Raw genomic sequence first — 18,222 nt, forward strand, 5'->3', positions numbered from 1 at the left:
AGCGGAGCGCCTATACTCCCGGCCCCTCTACTTTCTCCCGCTCCAGTGCAGCACCTGACCATCGAGTTCAAGGCCCGCTGCGACGCGCTCGAACGGGCGCGCGCCGTGCTCCGCGACCTGGGCGCAGTCGGCCGGACAGACCGGCAGATCGACACCTACTTCCGTGTCCCACACGGGCGGCTGAAGCTGCGCGAGGGCACCGTCGAGCACAACCTCATCCACTACCACCGCCCGGACCATACCGGCCCGAAGCGCTCCGAGGTGACGCTCTACCCAACCGGCCCCGACGCCTCGTCGCTCAAGGCGGCCCTCACCGCGGCGCTCGGAGTGCTCGTCGTCGTGGACAAGACGCGGGAGATCTACTTCGCCGGCAATGTCAAAATCCACCTAGACCGGGTGAAGAGGCTGGGCACGTTTGTGGAAGTCGAAGCGATTGCCGATACCGACCACGCCACGGAAGCCGTCCTGCGCGCGCAGTGCGAGCGCTTCCTCGATGCCTTTGGGGTCGAGGAGGCTGACCTCGTCGCCGGGTCGTACAGCGACCTTTTGCTGGACGCCGACGCTCAGAACTAGGGCTTTGCCCGACGACTTTCCTTGCTGTCATCCTGGACTCGGTTCAGGATCTCGTGACCACACTCTAGATCCCAGATCGGGGTTCGGGATGACCAAGTCGGAGAGGTTGCGAGTTTTAGCTTGCCGAAGAACTAGCCTCACGCTGCTGCGCTGCCTACCTTTGCTTCGTTCGCCTGTCGTTCTTGCCTGATCCTATGCGTGCCCTCTCCTGCTCCCTCCTGCTGCTCGCGCTCGCCCCGGCGCTGTCCGCCGCGCCCGACCCGTCGGCGGCCTCCGACGTGCTCCGCGCCCGCCTCGAAGCGGCCGACCGCCCGACGGTCCTCGTCGGCGGCGAGCCGCTCGCGGTCCACCCCGACCTGTTCCGGTTCTACGCCGGGCGCGACTACGCCGTCGCCTGGGACGAGCACGCAGGCGACCTCTTGCCGCTCATCGAGGCCAGCGCCGGAGACGGCCTCGACCCCGGCGCCTACCACCGCCGCCGGATCGAGGCGATGCAGGAGGCCGGCAACGCTTCGCCGGACGTCCAGGCCGACCGCGACCTGCTGCTGACCGACGCCTTCCTGAGGCTCGGCGAGCACCTGCTGCGTGGGCGCGTGGACCCGACAACAATCTACGAGAAATGGTACCCCGCCCGGCGCGTGCGCGACCTCGCCGCGACGCTGGAAACGGCGCTCGCTTCCGGCGACCTGGGCGGAGCGCTGGACGGCCTGCGCCCGCAGCACGCGGCCTACGACCGGCTCCGCGACGCCCTCGCCCGCACCCGCGCTGCCGCCGGCACCGACCTCCCGATCATCCTCCCGGCACGCACGCTCGAGGTCGGGCACGAGAGCATGCGCGTGCCGCTCGTCCGGCAGCGCCTCGCGCTCTTCGGAGAGGCCGTGCCCGAGGCCCCGGACAGCCTGCGCCTCGTCTACACCGACGCGCTCTCCGAGGTCGTCCGCCGCTTCCAGGCGCGGCACGGGCTGGAGGCGAGCGGCACCCTCGACCAGCCGACCCGGCACGCGCTCAACCGCTCCTCCGACGACTGGGCCGAAGCGCTCATCCTGAACCTGGAGCGCTGGCGCTGGCTCCCGGACAGCCTCGGCACGCGGCACGTCTTCGTCAATCTCCCCGCGTTCCGGCTCCAGGTGGTCGACGACGAAGAGACGACGCTGGCGATGGACGTGGTCGTCGGCAAGACGAGCTGGTACACGCCGGTCCTCACCGACACGATGGAGGCCGTCATCTTCCACCCGACGTGGGGCGTGCCCGGCTCCATCGCCCGGGCCGAGACGCTCCCGCGCGCCCGCAGCCGGGGCAGCGAGTACCTGTCGAGCCGGGGCTACAACGTCTACCACCGCGGTGCCCGGGTCGACCCGGCGACGGTGAACTGGGACGAGGCCGGGTCGCACGAGTACTACTTCATCCAGTCGCCCGGCCCGGCCAACCCGCTCGGGACCGTCAAGTTTGCCTTCCCGAACCAGCGCGACATCTACATCCACGACACCAACCAGAAGCGCCTCTTCGCGCGTGCCAAGCGGGCCTACTCGCACGGCTGCATCCGCGCCGCCGAGCCCCGCGACCTCGCCGCGCACCTCCTCGTCCAGCAGGGCTGGAGCGACGCGGACGTAGACGGGGCCTTCGCCCGGCGCAGCACGCAGAACGTGGCGCTCCGCGAGCCCCTCCTCGTCCACCTCGTCTACTTCACGGCCCACGCGGGCGAGGGCGGGCTGGCGTTCTACGACGACGTCTACGGCCACGACGCGGTCCTAGCCTCGGCGCTCGGCCTCGGCGAGTAGGCCGTTGGCCCGCGCCCGTAACCTTTGGCCTTGTGGCGTCCGGGTGGCCTGCCGATTAAACAATGCAGAGCGGCAGGCGTACGTTCTGCCTCCGCCCCGTTTTCCACGTCCACCGACCCCGACCCCATGAAGCGCCTGCTTGTGCTCCCTCTCCTCTCGTTCGTCCTCTTCACCGGCCCAGCCTGCGGGCAGTCCGCAACAGCGGACGAGGACCGGAAGTCCCAGGTCCTGACCAACCTCCGCTTCGAGTTTCCCCAGCTCGACCAGTACCAGGTCGAGATGGGCGACTTCGCGCCGAGCGGCGTGGACGGGCTGATGGAGGGCTCGTTCGTCGTCAACGGGCAGCAGACGCAGCGCTTCCTCATCAGCGACGACAACACGAAGCTCTACCTCATCGCCGCCGACCCGGTGGACGTGAGCCGGGACGAGGCCGCGCTTGCTGAGGCGCTCGCCGAGCGCGAGGCCGAGGCCCGGCAGGAGAACGAAGCGCGGGCGGCCCAACTCGACGCAGCGATTGCCGGGCTTCCGGTGCGCGGCAATCCCGACGCGCCGGTGACGGTCATCGAGTTCTCGGACTTCCAGTGCCCCTACTGCTCGCGCGCCGCGACCACGATGGAGGAGCTGATCGAGAAGCGGGGCGACGAGGTCAAGTTCGTCTACATGCAGTACCCGCTCCCGAACCACCCGTGGGCGCGCCCCGCGTCGATCGCCGCGCTCTGCGCCGCGCAGCAGGACGACGAGGCCTTCTGGATGCTCCACGACGGCTACTTCGCCAACCAGCGCTCGCTCAACACGGGCAACGTCCTCGCCGAGAGCCAGCGCTACATCGCCGGGGCCGACCTCGACGCCGACGCGTGGCTCGCCTGCGCCGACGGCACGGACGAGAGCGCGAACGAGGGGGCCGTCGCCGCACTCGACGCATCGATGCAGCTCGCCCAGGAACTGGGCGTCAGTGGCACGCCGGGCTTCTTCGTCAACGGCGAGTTCCTCAACGGGGCCAAGCCGCTCGCCGAGTTCGAGGCCATCATCGACCAGATCACGTCTGATTCGTAGGCTGCTCCCTGCTTTCGGCTTTCAGCAGTCCGCTAGCCGTTCTTCGCACCAGGCCAACAGCCGAAAGCCAGCAGCCGATAGCCTACTAGCCGAACGCTGACCATGTACAACGTCCTCAAGCCCATCCTGAACCGGGGCGGCGCGGGCTACTCGATGACCCGCGCCGAGTCCGCCGCTGCGCTGAACCCGCTCGTCGACCAGCACGGCCAGCTCATCCTGGCCTACAGTGCGGCGCTCCGCCACCTGGCCGACCGCGACCTCGCTGCGACGCTGAACGAGGGCATGAACCGCCTGCGCACGGAGCTCTTCAAGCTCAAGGAGACCGTCCTCTCCTTCGCCGGCGTCCCGCCCAACGGGGTCCGCCTCAACGCCGACGTCCACCTCGGCGATACCGACGCAGAGATCGTCCACCGCCTCGACGACCTCGAGCGGGCGTACCGCGACGCGCTCCGCGAAGCCCTCGACCTGCCGCACCACCAGCTTCGGACAACGGCCGTGCTGGAAAACCACCTCAAGAGCAGCGAGGTCCGCGTCGGTGTGCTCCATCCGTTCGTGACCCGGATGCGTCGCCCGTCGTCGGATCGCCCGTCGCAGAGCCGGCCGGCGGTGGACGTGCCGGTGGACCGGGAGACCAGCGTCCCGGCCGACCTCGACCCCGACACGCTGAGTGCGGACATGCACGAGCAACCGGTGATTGAGGTCGAGGACGTGGAGGACAAGGCGTAGGCCGCGCACGCGCGAAGCCGTCGGCGTCCGCCTCGTCGCAGAAGAAGGCCGTACTGGGTAGCGGATTCGCTTGTTATTCGAGGCCGCGCCCGAAAAGAGGCGGTTGCTTCCCCGCCCAGATCGGCGTATCCTTGCTGCCGTGATGCACACACCCGCCCCTACTGCCCACGTTAGCCGGCTCTGGTGGACCTCCCCCCAGACAGTGGGCCGCTCGTGCGCTGACGCGTAGCCTCCGAGCCACCGAATTGCCGCCCGCTGTTCACCCGAGCAGCGGGCTTTTTTATGGCCTCGCTACCTTGCAGCTTCTCGCCATTCTTTTCCAACCAGCAATGACCTCGACCGACCCCACCGCGACCGTCGTCTCCGGCATCCAGCCGTCGGGGACGCTCCACATCGGCAACTACTTCGGCGCGCTCCGGCAGCACCTCCGCCTGCATACGCAGCAGGAGGCGTTCTACTTCATCGTCAACTACCACGCGCTCACGACGGTCCGCGACGCCGAGGCCCTGGAGCGCTACAGCCTCGACGTGGCGCTCGACTACCTCGCGCTCGGCTTCGATCCCGAAGAGGCCCTGCTCTTTCTCCAGAGCGACGTGCCCGCCGTGACCGAACTCGCGTGGATTCTTCTCTGCCTCACGCCGGTCAGCCACCTCGAAAAAGGCGTGTCGTACAAGGACAAGGTCGCGCAAGGCATTCCGGCCAACGCTGGGCTGCTCACCTACCCGATCCTCCAAGCTGCCGACATTCTGATCTACCGCAAGAGAGGCGCAGGCCTGCTCGTGCCGGTCGGGAAGGATCAAAAGCAGCACATCGAGATGACCCGCGACGTGGCGGCCCGGTTCAACCAGGCGTTCTGCCCCGAGGACGAGCCGCTCTTCCCGCTCCCCGAGCCACTGATCCTGGACGATGTCGCCGTCGTACCCGGCGTGGACGGGCGCAAGATGTCGAAGTCGTACGACAACACGATCGGCATCTTCGAAGCGGGCAAGCCGCTCAAGAAAACCGTCATGGGCATCGTCACCGATTCGACGCCACTGGAAGAGCCGAAGGACCCGGAGGCCGACAACGTCTTCGCCCTCATCAAGCTCTTCGCGGACGACGCCAAGCGCGAGGAGATCGCAGCCGCGTACCGCGCCGGGGGCTACGGCTACGGTCACGCCAAGAAAGAACTGCTCGGCCTCGTCACGGACTACTTCGCCGAGGCCCGCGAGCGCCGCAAGGACCTCGCCGAGCGGCCCGACTACGTCCGCGACGTGCTCCGCGACGGCGCCGCCCGCGCCAACGTCCGCGTCGATGAGGTGATGGCGGTCGTGCGCGCCCGAACCGGGCTGGTTTCGACTGCCCGATGACCGCGCCGCGCGAGGCGTTCCTCGGCCAGGGCGTAGCAGCGCTACCCCCTACGAGGTCGGCACGAAGCGCGACAATCTCGGTAATTTGCTCAGCTTTTTCTGTCCTCTGTCCTCTGTCCTCTGTCCTCTGTCCTCTGTCTCGTGATCCTCGTCATCGACAACTACGACTCGTTTACGTACAACCTCGTTCACCTCGTCCAGAGGCACACGGACGCGGTCGACGTCGTACGCAACGATGCGATCTCGCTCGGTGAGATAGAAGCGCTCGCGCCGGACGGGATTCTGCTCTCGCCCGGCCCCGGGCGTCCGGCCGACGCGGGCATCTCCGAGGCCGTCCTCCGCACGTTTGGGGAGCGCATTCCGATCCTCGGCGTCTGCCTCGGGCACCAGGCCATCGGCGAGGTCTTCGGCGGGCGCGTCGTCCACGCGCCGACGCTGATGCACGGGAAGACGAGCACGGTTCGCCACGACGGGCGCACGCTGTTCGAAGACGTGCCGCAGGACTTCGTCGCCACCCGGTACCACTCGCTCGCGGTCCAGCGCGAGACGCTGCCGGACGTGCTGGAGGTCTCGGCCGAGACCTCGGACGGGGTCATCATGGGCCTCCGCCACCGCAGATTCCCCATCGAAGGCATCCAGTTTCACCCGGAGAGCGTGCTGACCGTCGAGGGGCCGGCGCTCATCGCGGGCTGGCTCCGACGCCTCTCAATCTCAACTACCATCTGACCCCCACCATTTTGCGCTCCTACCTCCAGATCATCGCCGACAGCGAGACGCTCGACCAAGACCAAGCCGAGGCCGTGATGGGCCTTCTTCTCCGGGGTGAGGCCACGCCCGAGGAGATCGCCGCGCTTCTGCTCGGCCTCCGCAGCCGAGGCGAGACGCTTGACGAGTTGACCGGCTTCACGAAAGTCATGCGTGAGTATGCCGTGCCGGTCGAAGCGCCGGACGGAGCCATCGACCTGTGCGGGACGGGCGGCGACCACGCCGGCTCGTTCAACATCTCGACCGCCGCGTCGTTCGTCGCCGCCGGCGCGGGCGTGATCGTCGCCAAGCACGGCAACCGGGCGGTCTCATCGAACGCGGGGTCGGCCGACGTGCTCGCCGCGCTCGGCGTGGACACGTCCCTCGGAGCCGAGGGCGTCGAGGCATGCCTGCGCGAGGCCGGGATTGCGTTCCTCTTCGCCCCGCTCTTTCATCCGGCGCTGAAGCACGTCATGCCGGTCCGCCGGGCGCTCGGCGTGCGGACGTTCTTCAACATCCTCGGCCCGCTCTGCAACCCGGCGGGCGTCAAGCGCCAGCTCGTCGGCGCCTTCAGCGAAGAGACGGCCAAGCAGATGGCAGAAATCCTCGTCCGCCTCGGGAGCGAGCACGTCGTCTGCATCTACGCCCACGACGGCCTCGACGAACTCAGCACCTCCAGCCCGACGACCGTCTACCAGACCGGCAGCCGGCTCGACCCGTTCGGCGCGCAGACGCTGCTCCAGCAGGTCGTCACGCCGGAGCACTACGGGCTGGCTCGCGTCCGCGCCTCGGAGTTGGACGGCGGGACGGCCGAGGAAAATGCCGAGATCGTCCGCGCGATTTTGCGGGGCGAGGCCGGGCCGCCGCGCGACATCGTGCTGCTGAACGCCGCCTACGCGCTCCTCGCCAGCGGCCGGTTCGACGGCCTCGCCGCGTGCCTCGACGCCGCCCGCGCGAGCATCGATTCCGGCTCCGCCCTCGCCAAGCTCGACGCGCTCGTCGAAGCCTCTTACTCATTTGCTGATTGAGTGACTGGCTGATGGGGTGATTGAACATCCAATCAGCCAGTCACTCAATCGCCCGATCACTCAATGAACACCCTCGACCGTATCCTCGACGACACCCGCGCCCTCGTTGCCCGTCGGAAGACCGAGGCATCCGTCGCCGACCTCGAAGCGCGCCCTGCGTTCTCGGCCCCGACGCGGCCCTTCGCCGGGGCGCTGCGCCGGGACGACCTCGCCGTCATCGCCGAGATCAAAAAGGCATCGCCCTCGCAGGGCGTGATCAGGCCCGACTTCGACCCGGTCGAGATCGCGGGGCAGTACGAGCGAGGCGGGGCCGCCGCGCTCTCGGTCCTCACCGAGCCGCTGTACTTCCAGGGATCGCTCGACATCCTCGCCGCCGTCCGCGCCGCCACCGACCTGCCGATTCTGCGGAAGGACTTTGTCGTCGACGAATACCAGCTTGTCGAGGCCCGCGCCTACGGCGCCGACGCCGTGCTCCTGATCGCCGCCGCGCTCGACCCGGCCGCGCTGCACGACCTCCACGACGCCGCCACCGACCTCGGCCTGGCCTGCCTCGTGGAACTGCACGCCGAGGCCGAGCTAGAAGCCCTCGACCTCGCCCGCGTCCAGGTTCTCGGTGTCAACAACCGCGACCTGCGGACGTTCGAGGTCGACATCGAGCGTGCCCCGCGCGTCCTCGCCGGCGTGCCGGAGCGCATCGCCCGCGTCGCTGAGAGCGGCCTCAAGACCGCCGCCGACCTCGCGCTGCTTCGCCGTCGCGGGATCGACGCCGTCCTTATCGGCGAGACGTTCATGCGTGCTCCTGACCCGGGTGCGGCGCTCGCTGGTCTCCGCCGCGACACCGCCCGCCTCCTTGCCACTCAATCCGTATGACCCGAACGAAAATCAAAATCTGCGGCCTCACCCAGCTTGCCGACGCCCGCTACTGCGCCGGGGCTGGGGCTGACTACCTCGGCTTCATCCAGTACGAGGACAGCCCGCGCTACGTCGCGCCGAAGGTAGCGAAGGAGATCATCGACTGGCTGGACGGGATCGAGGCCGTCGGCGTGTTCGTGAACGAGGACGCGGAGGCGGTCAACGCCCGCTGCGCCGAGGTCGGGTTCGGGCTGGCGCAGCTCCACGGGCACGAGCCGCCGGAGGTCGTCGCTGCCGTCGAGGTGCCGACCATCAAGTCGTTCCGGGTGCAGCACGACGCGTCGAGTGAGCAGCTGCGAGCGCTGATGCTGCCCTACCAGGGTGTGGCCGACTTCTTCCTACTCGACACCCACAAGACGAGCCTCTGGGGCGGCACCGGCGAGAGCTTCAACTGGCGCCTCGCCCGCGACCTCGCCGCCGAGTTTCCCCTCTTCCTCGCCGGCGGCATCAACGCCGAGAACGTGCAGGAGGCCATCGACACGATGCAGCCCTACGCCGTCGACCTCTCCTCGTCGGTCGAGTCCGAGCCGGGCATCAAGGACTTCGACAAACTCTACGACTTCTTCGAGGCATACCGCGACGCGGTGGAGGTGGACTGATGGAGACCGCGACGCAGGCCTATACCGCCCCCGACGCGCGAGGCCGCTTCGGCGACTACGGCGGGGCGTTCGTTCCCGAAATCCTCGTCCCGGTTCTGGAGGAGCTGAAGACGGCCTACGCCGAGGCGAAAGACGACCCCGCGTTCCAGCGCGAGGTCGACAGCCTGCTGCGCGACTACGTCGGGCGGCCCACGCCGCTCTCCTTCGCCGACCGGCTGACCGAACGCCTCAGTGGGCAGCGTGGCGGGCCGAGGATTTACCTCAAGCGCGAGGACCTCTGCCACACCGGGGCGCACAAGATCAACAACACGATCGGGCAGGTGCTCCTCGCCCGGCGGATGGGCAAGCGGCGGATCATCGCTGAGACCGGGGCGGGCCAGCACGGCGTCGCCACGGCGACGGTCTGCGCCAAGTTCGGGCTCGACTGCATCGTGTTCATGGGGGCCGAAGACATCGAGCGGCAGCGCCTCAACGTGGAGCGGATGCGGCTGCTCGGGGCCGAGGTGCGCCCGGCGACGAGCGGGAGCCGCACGCTGAAGGACGCCACCAACGAGGCGATCCGCGACTGGGTCTCGCACCCGGGCGACACGTTCTATATCATCGGCTCGGTCGTCGGCCCGCACCCGTACCCGATGCTGGTGCGCGACTTCCACCGCGTAATCGGGGAAGAGACGCGGCGCCAACTCCGCGAAGTCGAGGGCCGCGAGACGCCCGACGCGGTCGTGGCGTGCGTCGGCGGCGGCTCGAACGCGATGGGCATCTTCTACCCGTTTCTGGATGACGAGACCGACCTCTACGGCATCGAGGCGGCGGGCGAAGGCCTGGACGGCCGCCACGCGGCCACGCTCTCGCTCGGCACGCCGGGCGTGCTGCACGGGGCGATGAGCTACCTCCTGCAGGACGACGCGGGGCAGGTGGAGGTCGCCCACTCGGTCTCGGCGGGGTTGGACTACCCGGGCGTCGGGCCGGAGCACAGCCACCTCAAGGACACGGGCCGCGTGATCTACCGCGCCGTGACCGATGCCGAGGCGCTGGAGGGGGTCCGGCTGCTGTCGCGGACCGAGGGCATCATCCCCGCGCTCGAAACCGCCCACGCCGTCGCCGCCCTGCCCGCGATCTGCGCCGAGATGGACGAAAATCAGATCGTCGTCATCAACGTCTCCGGGCGCGGCGACAAAGACATGGCAACGATCTCCGCGCGCCTTCCTGCGTAAGACCTGGACTTTTGACTGAGAGACTGAGGTCCCCGATGCCTGCCCTCACCGACACCCTGCCCTACACCCTCCGGCGCTTCTCAGCGGAGGAGGTCGACCGATTGCGGCAGGCCGGCATCCTGCCCGACGGCGGCTACCGGCTCGACGACGGCGTGCCGGTGATGGCAGGCACCGACCGCGCGTGGCACTTCACGGTCGAGGACTACTACCGGATGGTCGAGGCCGGCGTCCTGCGCCCGGACGAGCGCACCGAACTCTTCGAAGGCCACATTCTGCATATGTCTCCACCAAGCAGCTTCCATTCTAGCACCGTCAGCCGTATCGCTCGCCTGCTGACGCTCCTCGCAGGGGAGCGCGCCATCGTCCGAACCCAAGACCCGATCCAACTCGGCGACACGCACCCGGAGCCGGACGTGGCGCTGCTGCGCCCGCGCGAGGACTTCTACGCCCGCGCCCACCCGCACCCGCTGGACGTGCTGCTCGCGGTCGAGGTGTCGATGAGCACGCTCGCGTTCGACCAGGGGCCGAAGCTGGCGAAGTACGCCGAGTACGGGATCCCCGAGGTGTGGATCGTCGCGCCCGAGGAGGGGTGGGTCGAGGTGTGCCGGAGGCCGGACGTGGACCGCTACGTCACCGTCACGCGGCACGCGCACGGCGAAGCGCTCGCGGTCGAAGCCCTCCCCGGTCTCGCCTTCACCGTCGCCGACGTGCTCGGCCCGGCGCGCTCATGACCGGCCGGCTCCGAACGACCCTCGCCGCCTGCCGGAAGCGTGGCGACAAGGCGATGGGCCTCTTCCTCACGAACGGCTTCCCGCACCCCGACGCGACGCTCCCGATCCTCCGCGCTGCGGACGCCGCCGGGGCCGACTTCATCGAACTCGGCATGCCGTTCTCCGACCCCCTCGCCGAGGGCCTGCCGATCCAGCACGCCTCGGAGCGGGCGCTCCGGCATGGGGTCACGATGGCCGATGCGTTTCGCACCGCCGAGCGGTTCCGGGCTGAGAGTGAGACGCCGCTGCTCATGATGGGCTACGTCAACCCCGTCCTCCGCTACGGCGTCGGCACCTTCTGCCGCGACGCGGCGGCGGCGGGCGTAGACGGCCTTATCCTCCCCGACCTCCCGCCCGAAGAGGCCGGCCTGGTCGAGCGCGAGGCGGGCGCGGCGGGACTCGGCCTTACGCTCCTCGTCGCTCCGAACACCTCGGACGAGCGCGTCCGGCAGGTCGACGCGCAGGCGACGGCGTTCGTCTACGCGGTCTCGGTGGCTGGACTGACCGGGAGCGACCTGGACGGACTCGGTGGAATCTCTGCGTATCTGCGCCGCGTGCGGGGCCTCGTCCACAACAATCCGCTGCTCGTCGGGTTCGGGATACGGACCCACGCCGACGCTCTCGCGCTCAGCGAGCACACCGACGGCTTCATCGTTGGCACCGCCCTCATCCGGCTCGCCGAGGCGCTGTGGGACGACGCCTCGCTCACCGACGCCGAGCGCCTCGCCCGCGTCCGCCGCTTCGCCCGCGAACTGAAACACGGAACGACTCCGCTTTCGGCATGACATCTCTTCTCCGATTCGCAGCCGCGTTCGCCCTTCTCGTGACGGCGGGATGCGGCACCGTCACCGAGTACAAGCCCCCCGCCGTCGGCAAGAAGGGCGAGATCATGGTGGTGACCGACTCGGCGACGTGGAACGGGCCGGTCGGCGAGGCGCTGCGCGCGACGGTCGGGCGCAGCCTGCGGACGTTCCCGCAGCCGACCCCCGCCTTCACGCTACGCCACGAGTCCCTGAGCGAGTTCTCGCTCGACGGGCTGCGCCGCCAGCACAGCGTCATCTTCGCCGCCCCCTACACCGGCACCTCCGAGACCGCCCGCTTCATTCGCGCCCGGCTCGACTCGGCGGGCGTGCAGGCGCTCGAACGTGGCGGGCGGGGCCTCATCACCCGGCCCGACCTCTGGATGCGCGACCAACTCATCGCCTACGCCACGGCTCCCACCGACTCGGCCCTCGTCCAGCAGCTCCGCGCCGGGGGCGACGACCTCCGCACGGCCTTCAACCGCCTCGCCCGCACGCGCACGACCGAGGACATGTTCGACAAAGCGCGGCAGACCGAGATCGAGGCCGACCTCCTCGACCGGCACGGCTTCGCCGTCGGCATCCAGCACGACTACGTCCGCGCCGTCGACACGACGTTCGTCAACGATCAGGGCACGCGGGGGACGTTCGTCCGCTACCGCCGCTTCGCCGGGCAGGACTCGTGGCGCGACTTCTTCGTCTACTACGAGGAAGACCCGCGCCTGACGCGGCTCGCGCCCGAGGCGGTCCGCGCCCTCCGCAACGACCTCACCCAGCGGTTCATCCGAGGCACCTTCGCCGACAGCTACATCGCCATCGAAGACCGAGACCCGGTCGGGCGGCCGGTCGAGGCCGACACCGTGGACCTCGGCGGGCGCTTCGCGATCGAGACGCGCGGGACGTGGCGGCTGACCGGCGACATCATGGGCGGGCCGTTCGTGAGCTACGCCTTTTTCGACGAGGACACGGGCCGGTTCTACCTCATCGACGGGATGATCTTCGGCCCGCGCTACTCGGCCGCCGAGAAGCGCGAGTTCCTCCGCCAGATGGAAGCCATCGCTTACACCTTCCGCACCGACGGCGGGGGCGTCGAGGTCCTCGCCGACAGTGGGGACGAGGGGTGACGAGGCGAGGCAGGAGTGGGAAGAGTGGGAGGAATGGACAGCGGACGGTGAGGGGCGCTGGCATAGGGCACAGCGGCCTCGGTACCTTGTTTGACCTCTCTGACTACACCGCTTCGCTGTCCACCGTCTCACCGCACAAACCGTCCCCGAGTCCTTGAAAACGAACCTTCTCCAGATCGCCCACGCCCGCAGCGGCGACAAAGGCGACGCGGTCAACGTCGGCCTCATCGCCCGCAACCCGAAGCACTACGATTTCCTACGCGAGACCGTCACCGCCGAGCGCGTCAAGGTTCACTTCGGCCCGATGTGCAAGGGCGAGGTCGAGCGCTTCGAACTCCCCAACCTCGGCGCGCTGAACTTCCTGCTGCACGAGGCCCTCGGCGGCGGCGGCACCGTCTCGCTCAAGCTCGACGCGCAGGGCAAGACTTACGCCGCCCGCCTCCTGCGGATGGAAGTGGACGTGCCGGACGAGCTGCGCTAGGTATGGAAGAGCAGACGTGCGAACGAGCGGAAGCGTCGCTGGCCCCGCCGCAGCGATGCCGTCCGTCCTCTGTCCTCTGTCTTCTGTCCTCCGCTCTCTTCCTCACTGCCTGCGGAGCCGAGCAGCCGACCGCCCCCAGCCTTTCGGACAGCCTGATGGTCGACGTGCTCGTCGAGGTCCACCTCGCCGACGCGCGCGCCGCCCACACGGGTGAGTCGCGGGACAGCCTCCGCGCGGCCGCCCTCGCACCCTTCGGCCTGGACACCCTAGCCTTCCGGCAGGCGCTCGACTACTACGCCCAGCACCCGGGCCTCTACGCTCCGGTCTACACTCGTGCCCTCGACCAGGTGATCCGCGAGCGACGCCTGGAGGAGGAGGAGCCGTGAGACGGTGGACGGTGAGACGGTGGACAGAGGACGGTGGGACAGAGGACGGTTGGCGCGGAGCGCGACGGTCTCGGTAGTTTTAACGGCTTTACTTCGCCCATCCGCCCATCCGCCCATCCGCCCATCCGCCCATCCGCCCATCCGCCCATCCGCCCATCCGCCCATTCGCCCATCCGCCCGATGCCCCCGATTCCTGCCGACACAGTCGCTGACCTCCCCGCTGTCGCGCGGCGGTTCGTCCGGTACGTGCAGATCGATACGCAGTCGGACCCGGACTCCGCGTCGGTGCCCTCGACGGAGAAGCAGCTTGTGCTGAGCCGCCTGCTCCTCAGCGAACTACGCGGCTTGGGCGTGGAGGCCACCGTCGACGAGGCGGGCTACGTGTACGCCACGCTGCCCTCTACGCTGCCGCCGGGCCACACCGTGCCGGTCCTCGGCCTCGTCGCCCACGTCGACACCTCGCCCGACGAGCCAGGCGGCGGCGTTCGCCCCCTCCTTCACCGGAACTACCAGGGCGAGGTCATCGCGCTTCCCGGCGACCCGTCGGTCACGCTCGACCCGGCGCGGCAGTCGGCGCTCCGCGCGCACCTCGGCCACGACCTTATCACGAGCGACGGCACGACCCTCCTCGGCTCCGACGACAAGGCGGGCGTCGCCGTCCTGATGCAGCTCGCCGAAGACCTCGCCGGCAGCACAGCTCCTCGGCCTGAGGTCCGCCTCCTCTTCACCGTGGATGAAGAAATCGGGCGCGGTGTGGACCACCTGGACCGGGCGCGCTTCGGAGCGGACGTCGCCTACACGATCGACGGAGGACCGGTCGGCGAGCTGTCTTCCGAGACCTTCAACGCCGCCGAGGCCACGGTCACGGTCGAGGGGGTGACGGTCCACCCGGGCTATGCGAAGGGCGTGATGGCGAACGCGGTCCGCGTCCTCGCCGAGTTCATCGCCGCCCTGCCTGCGAACGAGACGCCAAGCATGACGGAGGAGCGGCAAGGCTATTTCTACCCATACGCCGTCACGCAGGGCGAGACGGGCCGGGCCAGCGTCCGCATCCTGCTGCGCGACTTTGAGGACGACGGCCTCGCCCGGCGCAAGACGTTCCTGCGGAGCCTCGCCGAAGAACTCGGGGAGCGGCACCCCCGCGCCCATATCAGCGTCGAGGTTCGGGACTCCTACCGCAACATGCTCCGCTACATCGAAGAAACAGACCCGCGCACCGTCTCGTTTGCCGACGCGGCCGCTCGCGCGGTGGGCCTCACCCCCCGCTGGCACCTCGTGCGCGGCGGCACCGACGGGGCGCGCCTCTCCGAGATAGGCATCCCGACGCCCAACGTCTTCACGGGCGGCTACGACTTCCACAGCCGCTTCGAGTGGAACACCGTCCAGAACCTGAACACCACCCTGAGCTACGTCAACGCCCTCGTGGAGCACTGGGGCCAGCACGGAGGCACCTGACCGATGCGCACCCCCTCTTCCCGGCAGCGACGCTCCCGCCTCTTCGTGGTTGGCTTCGTCGTCGTCCTCATCACCCTGTCGGTGCTAGCCACCGTCCTGATCCAGGCCGGGCGGGAAGACGCCAGGTTCCAGGACCAACTCGAGCAACTGCGCGAGGAAGGCCGGTAGGACGCCGCGTCTGCCCCCGCATGCGGGGTCCGCTACAGCGTGCGCAGGCGGCTCATCAGGTCCTGCCGGTAGGTGCTGCTGACCGACAGTTCGGTCCCGCCCACCACGACCGCCGACTCCGAGGCGTCCTCGATCTGGTCCAGGCGGACAATCGTCGAGCGGTGGATCCGAGCGAAGGTGTCGGGCAAGCGTTCGGCCAGGGCCTTCATCGTGGTGTGGACCGTGACCGGCTGCTCGGGTCCGTGGAGCACGACGTAGTCTTTCTGCGCCTCTATCCAGGCCACCTCCTGGAGGTTCACGCGTACGAAGCGCCCCTCGCTCCGCACGAAGACGTGACCGTCGGGCAGTGCGTCTTGTGGTGTCTCGGACGCTGTCCTTCCTTCCTGCCTGGCTGCGGCCAGCAGCCGGGCGCGCTCCACCGAGCGGACGAAGCGCGCGTAGTCTACGGGCTTCACGATATAGTCCGCCACGGCGAGGTCGAAGGCGTCCCGCGCGTACTCCTCCTTGCCGCTGACGATCACGACCTGCACGTCCTCCCCGAGCGACCGGGCAAGCTCCAGGCCGTTTAGCTCGGGCATCTCGACGTCGAAGAACGCGAGGTCCACGGGGCGTGCGGCTTCGCGTGCTCGGGTGATCAGGTCGGCAGCGTCGAGTGCGCTGTCACAGGACCCGACGAGGTCCAGGGTGTCGTAGCGTGACACGTAGCGTTCGAGGACGGTGCGCGCGAGCGCGTCGTCGTCCACGATCAGGCATCGCATGGAGATGGAGGGGCTCAGTAGTGGACCCATAAGTTACTAATACGGAAAGACCAACGGCCAAACGTAAGATGCCTATGAATATGCTACGCCGTACCCAGCAGATTATGCAACGCGCCGGCAGGAGCTACTACGCGTGCTCTGTCGCTTCCTGCTGAGATAGCTTTTTGAGGTCATTCTCGACGGCTTGGCACAGCGCAGCGGCTCGCCTCGCCTCCGGCACGGCATCCTCGGGACGAGCGCCGCGCGCGCGACGCTCCACTTCGGCCAGCGACGCGGCCAGGCGCTCGGCTCCGACGTAAGCTGCCTGCGATTTCGCTTGGTGGGCGAGGGTCCACACCTCTTCCCATGCTCCCGCCTCGGCGGCCTCGGCGAGCATCCCAACCTTGCTGGGGACTTCTCGGTAGAACAAGGCCATCAGTTCTCTGACAAACGAGGGGTCGCCAAGCGCGTACCGCTCCAGCGCCGCCCGGTTGACGGGCTGGCGGTCGGCCTCCTCGATGCGTCCGGTCAGAAACGCGATGCGGTGGCTCAGATAAACCGGGTCAAACGGCTTGAGGATGAACTCGTCGAAGCCGGCGGCGAGCACCTCGTCTCGCTGCTGGGCCAGCACCGAGGCCGTCAGCGCCAGGATAGGCAGGCGCTCGCGCGGTAGACCCAGCGTGTCGCGGATGGTGCGCGTAGCGGTAATGCCGTCCATCTCCGGCATCTGGAGGTCCATCAGCACCAAGTCGAACTTCTCAGGGTACGACACCACCTGCTCGATAGCCTCCCGCCCGTTCTCGACGACCGTGACGGCGACGCCCCAGCGCTCCAGCATCCGCGTGGCGACAAACTGGTTCGCGGCGATGTCTTCGGCCAGGAGAACGTGCAGGCCGCGCAGGTCGGCGTAGCCTTCCGGCTTTGGCTCCGGCGCGCGGGCCGCGCTCGGGGCAAAGGGCAGCGAGACGGCGAACCGCGAACCGCTTCCCTCCTCGCTCGCCACCGAGACCGTCCCCTGTTGCCCTTCGACCAGCTCCTTCACAATCGCGAGGCCCAGGCCACTTCCGCCCTCGTTGCGAGCATCGTCGCTGCGGGCCTGGGTGAACGACTCGAAGATGCGTTCGTGCTGGTCCGGCGATATCCCGATGCCCGTGTCAACCACCTCGAACTGGAGCACGATGCTGCCGTCGGTGCCGCCCGCCACTGGCATCACATGCACGGTGACGCCGCCCTCGTGCGTGAACTTCACGGCGTTCGAGACGAGGTTGATGAGGATCTGGCGCAGGCGGTGCGGGTCCCCGATGAGTTCGTCGGGCACGGCCGGGTCGAGAGCAAGGTGGAGTTCGATGCCTTTAGCCTCGGCGCGGGGCCGGAGCACGAGCACGAGGTCGTGGAGCAGGTCGGCCGGCTGGAATGGGATCGCCTCGAAGGTGAGCTTTTCGGCTCCGAGGCGGGCAAAGTCGAGGACGTCGTTCACCAGGCTCAGCAGGGCGTCGGCGGCGGCGGCGATGCCCTGGACATATTCGGTCTGCTCCTCGGCCAGCGCGGTCTCGCCGAGGAGGTGCGAGAGACCGAGCACCGCGTTGAGCGGCGTGCGGATTTCGTGGCTCATCGTGGCCAGGAACCGCTCTTTGGCCTGCACGGACGAGTCTGCCCGGCTCTTCGCTTCGCGCAGTTGGGCCTCCAGTTCTTTCTGCTCACGGCTGTCGCGCGAGACCGCCTGCATCATGTGGTGCGTCGCCGCAAGCTGCTCCATCACGGGCCGCAGCGCCTCGACCTCCTCCGCGCCGAGGGAAATGCCCTCCGACGCGTGAAGCGCCATCAGGCCGTCCTGACCCACCCTGCACGCCGCCGCGACGCCGCTTGCCGCGTCCGCCAGGCCCTCGAAGCGTGCGTCGGGCAGGGGCGCGAGGAATACCTCGCCGCGCTCGGTCGCTCGGGCGAGCGGGTGGTCGGGGCTTAGCTGCGGTGCCGAGCCGAAAGCTCCCGACCCGCACACCGGCTGAAACACGCCCACCGCCCGGAACCACAGGCCACCGTCGACCCCGGCCCGCTCGCGGAGCGTGTCGATAAACACTCTGCATTCAGCGGACGGGTCGAGCGTTTTGTTGGCGGCGAGCGCCAACTCCAGCAGGAAGGCAGGGTCGTCAAGGCGGACCTGAGGCGACGCGGCGGCGGGCGGCGGGCGGTACGGCATGCAGGGAGTCTGAGGCTGCGCTGATGCAGGAGAGGCGGCCAAGCGTGCGATGTCCGGTCCTACGACAGACTTAGGCTTATGGGTCCGGGCCAGGTATGCATGGCAGGTATCAGCGCTATCGGGGGTCG

19 protein-coding genes are annotated in these 18,222 nt (G+C 68.8%); 17 read left to right on the forward strand and 2 right to left on the reverse strand.

Going from position 1 to position 18,222, the window contains the following annotated elements; genetic code table 11:
- Positions 1-45 precede the first annotated feature (45 nt).
- The 17 genes from AAGI91_07755 (at position 46) to AAGI91_07835 (ending at position 15,160) form a co-directional block, all read left to right on the forward strand.
- Complete coding sequence (locus AAGI91_07755; GenBank protein MEM1042510.1) at positions 46-573, forward strand: class IV adenylate cyclase; 528 nt, start codon at positions 46-48, stop codon at positions 571-573.
- Between the two features lie 194 nt (positions 574-767).
- Complete coding sequence (locus AAGI91_07760) at positions 768-2,351, forward strand: L,D-transpeptidase family protein (GenBank protein ID MEM1042511.1); 1,584 nt, start codon at positions 768-770, stop codon at positions 2,349-2,351.
- A gap of 126 nt (positions 2,352-2,477) precedes the next feature.
- Positions 2,478-3,404 (forward strand): DsbA family protein, encoded by a 927-nt coding sequence (locus AAGI91_07765; GenBank protein MEM1042512.1) that lies wholly within the window; start codon positions 2,478-2,480, stop codon positions 3,402-3,404.
- Positions 3,405-3,506: 102 nt separating this feature from the next.
- The gene (locus AAGI91_07770) at positions 3,507-4,130 is read left to right on the forward strand and encodes a hypothetical protein (GenBank protein ID MEM1042513.1); all 624 of its coding nucleotides are present in this window, start codon (positions 3,507-3,509) and stop codon (positions 4,128-4,130) included.
- A 329-nt stretch (positions 4,131-4,459) separates the two neighbouring features.
- Positions 4,460-5,479 (forward strand): tryptophan--tRNA ligase, encoded by a 1,020-nt coding sequence (gene trpS, locus AAGI91_07775; protein MEM1042514.1) that lies wholly within the window; start codon positions 4,460-4,462, stop codon positions 5,477-5,479.
- Between the two features lie 141 nt (positions 5,480-5,620).
- Complete coding sequence (locus AAGI91_07780) at positions 5,621-6,205, forward strand: aminodeoxychorismate/anthranilate synthase component II (protein ID MEM1042515.1); 585 nt, start codon at positions 5,621-5,623, stop codon at positions 6,203-6,205.
- An 11-nt stretch (positions 6,206-6,216) separates the two neighbouring features.
- A complete protein-coding gene (trpD, locus tag AAGI91_07785) occupies positions 6,217-7,251 on the forward strand; it encodes an anthranilate phosphoribosyltransferase (GenBank protein ID MEM1042516.1) in 1,035 nt (344 codons plus the stop codon).
- A gap of 63 nt (positions 7,252-7,314) precedes the next feature.
- Positions 7,315-8,121 (forward strand): indole-3-glycerol phosphate synthase TrpC, encoded by an 807-nt coding sequence (trpC, locus tag AAGI91_07790; protein ID MEM1042517.1) that lies wholly within the window; start codon positions 7,315-7,317, stop codon positions 8,119-8,121.
- Entirely contained in the window at positions 8,118-8,762 is a 645-nt protein-coding gene (locus tag AAGI91_07795; protein MEM1042518.1) for a phosphoribosylanthranilate isomerase, read from the forward strand. The genes trpC and AAGI91_07795 overlap by 4 nt, the downstream gene beginning before the upstream one ends.
- On the forward strand, positions 8,762-9,976 hold the full coding sequence (trpB, locus tag AAGI91_07800) for a tryptophan synthase subunit beta (GenBank protein MEM1042519.1): 1,215 nt from the start codon (positions 8,762-8,764) through the stop codon (positions 9,974-9,976). Before AAGI91_07795 ends, trpB begins: the two co-directional genes overlap by 1 nt.
- Before the next feature lie 35 nt (positions 9,977-10,011).
- Positions 10,012-10,707, forward strand: coding sequence for a Uma2 family endonuclease (locus AAGI91_07805; GenBank protein MEM1042520.1), 696 nt, complete (start codon positions 10,012-10,014; stop codon positions 10,705-10,707).
- Positions 10,704-11,531, forward strand: a complete 828-nt coding sequence (gene trpA / locus AAGI91_07810; GenBank protein ID MEM1042521.1) for a tryptophan synthase subunit alpha — start codon at positions 10,704-10,706, stop codon at positions 11,529-11,531. Before AAGI91_07805 ends, trpA begins: the two co-directional genes overlap by 4 nt.
- Positions 11,528-12,670 carry a DUF4837 family protein gene (locus AAGI91_07815; protein MEM1042522.1) on the forward strand — a complete coding sequence of 381 codons (1,143 nt, stop codon included), beginning with the start codon at positions 11,528-11,530 and terminating at the stop codon, positions 12,668-12,670. The genes trpA and AAGI91_07815 overlap by 4 nt, the downstream gene beginning before the upstream one ends.
- A 154-nt stretch (positions 12,671-12,824) precedes the next feature.
- Positions 12,825-13,151, forward strand: coding sequence for a hypothetical protein (locus AAGI91_07820; protein ID MEM1042523.1), 327 nt, complete (start codon positions 12,825-12,827; stop codon positions 13,149-13,151).
- Positions 13,152-13,153: 2 nt separating this feature from the next.
- Positions 13,154-13,537, forward strand: coding sequence for a DUF4296 domain-containing protein (locus AAGI91_07825; GenBank protein ID MEM1042524.1), 384 nt, complete (start codon positions 13,154-13,156; stop codon positions 13,535-13,537).
- Positions 13,538-13,717: 180 nt separating this feature from the next.
- Positions 13,718-14,992 (forward strand): peptidase T, encoded by a 1,275-nt coding sequence (gene pepT, locus AAGI91_07830; protein ID MEM1042525.1) that lies wholly within the window; start codon positions 13,718-13,720, stop codon positions 14,990-14,992.
- 3 nt (positions 14,993-14,995) lie between these two features.
- Complete coding sequence (locus AAGI91_07835; protein ID MEM1042526.1) at positions 14,996-15,160, forward strand: hypothetical protein; 165 nt, start codon at positions 14,996-14,998, stop codon at positions 15,158-15,160.
- Between the two features lie 32 nt (positions 15,161-15,192).
- On the opposite strand, the gene AAGI91_07840 is transcribed toward AAGI91_07835, so the two are convergent.
- A complete protein-coding gene (locus AAGI91_07840; protein MEM1042527.1) occupies positions 15,193-15,918 on the reverse strand; it encodes a LytTR family DNA-binding domain-containing protein in 726 nt (241 codons plus the stop codon).
- Positions 15,919-16,045: 127 nt separating this feature from the next.
- Positions 16,046-18,094 carry an ATP-binding protein gene (locus AAGI91_07845; GenBank protein ID MEM1042528.1) on the reverse strand — a complete coding sequence of 683 codons (2,049 nt, stop codon included), beginning with the start codon at positions 18,092-18,094 and terminating at the stop codon, positions 16,046-16,048.
- Positions 18,095-18,222 lie beyond the last annotated feature (128 nt).

The sequence above is a fragment of the Bacteroidota bacterium genome, from assembly GCA_038746285.1.
Lineage (GTDB): Bacteria > Bacteroidota > Rhodothermia > Rhodothermales > JANQRZ01 > JANQRZ01.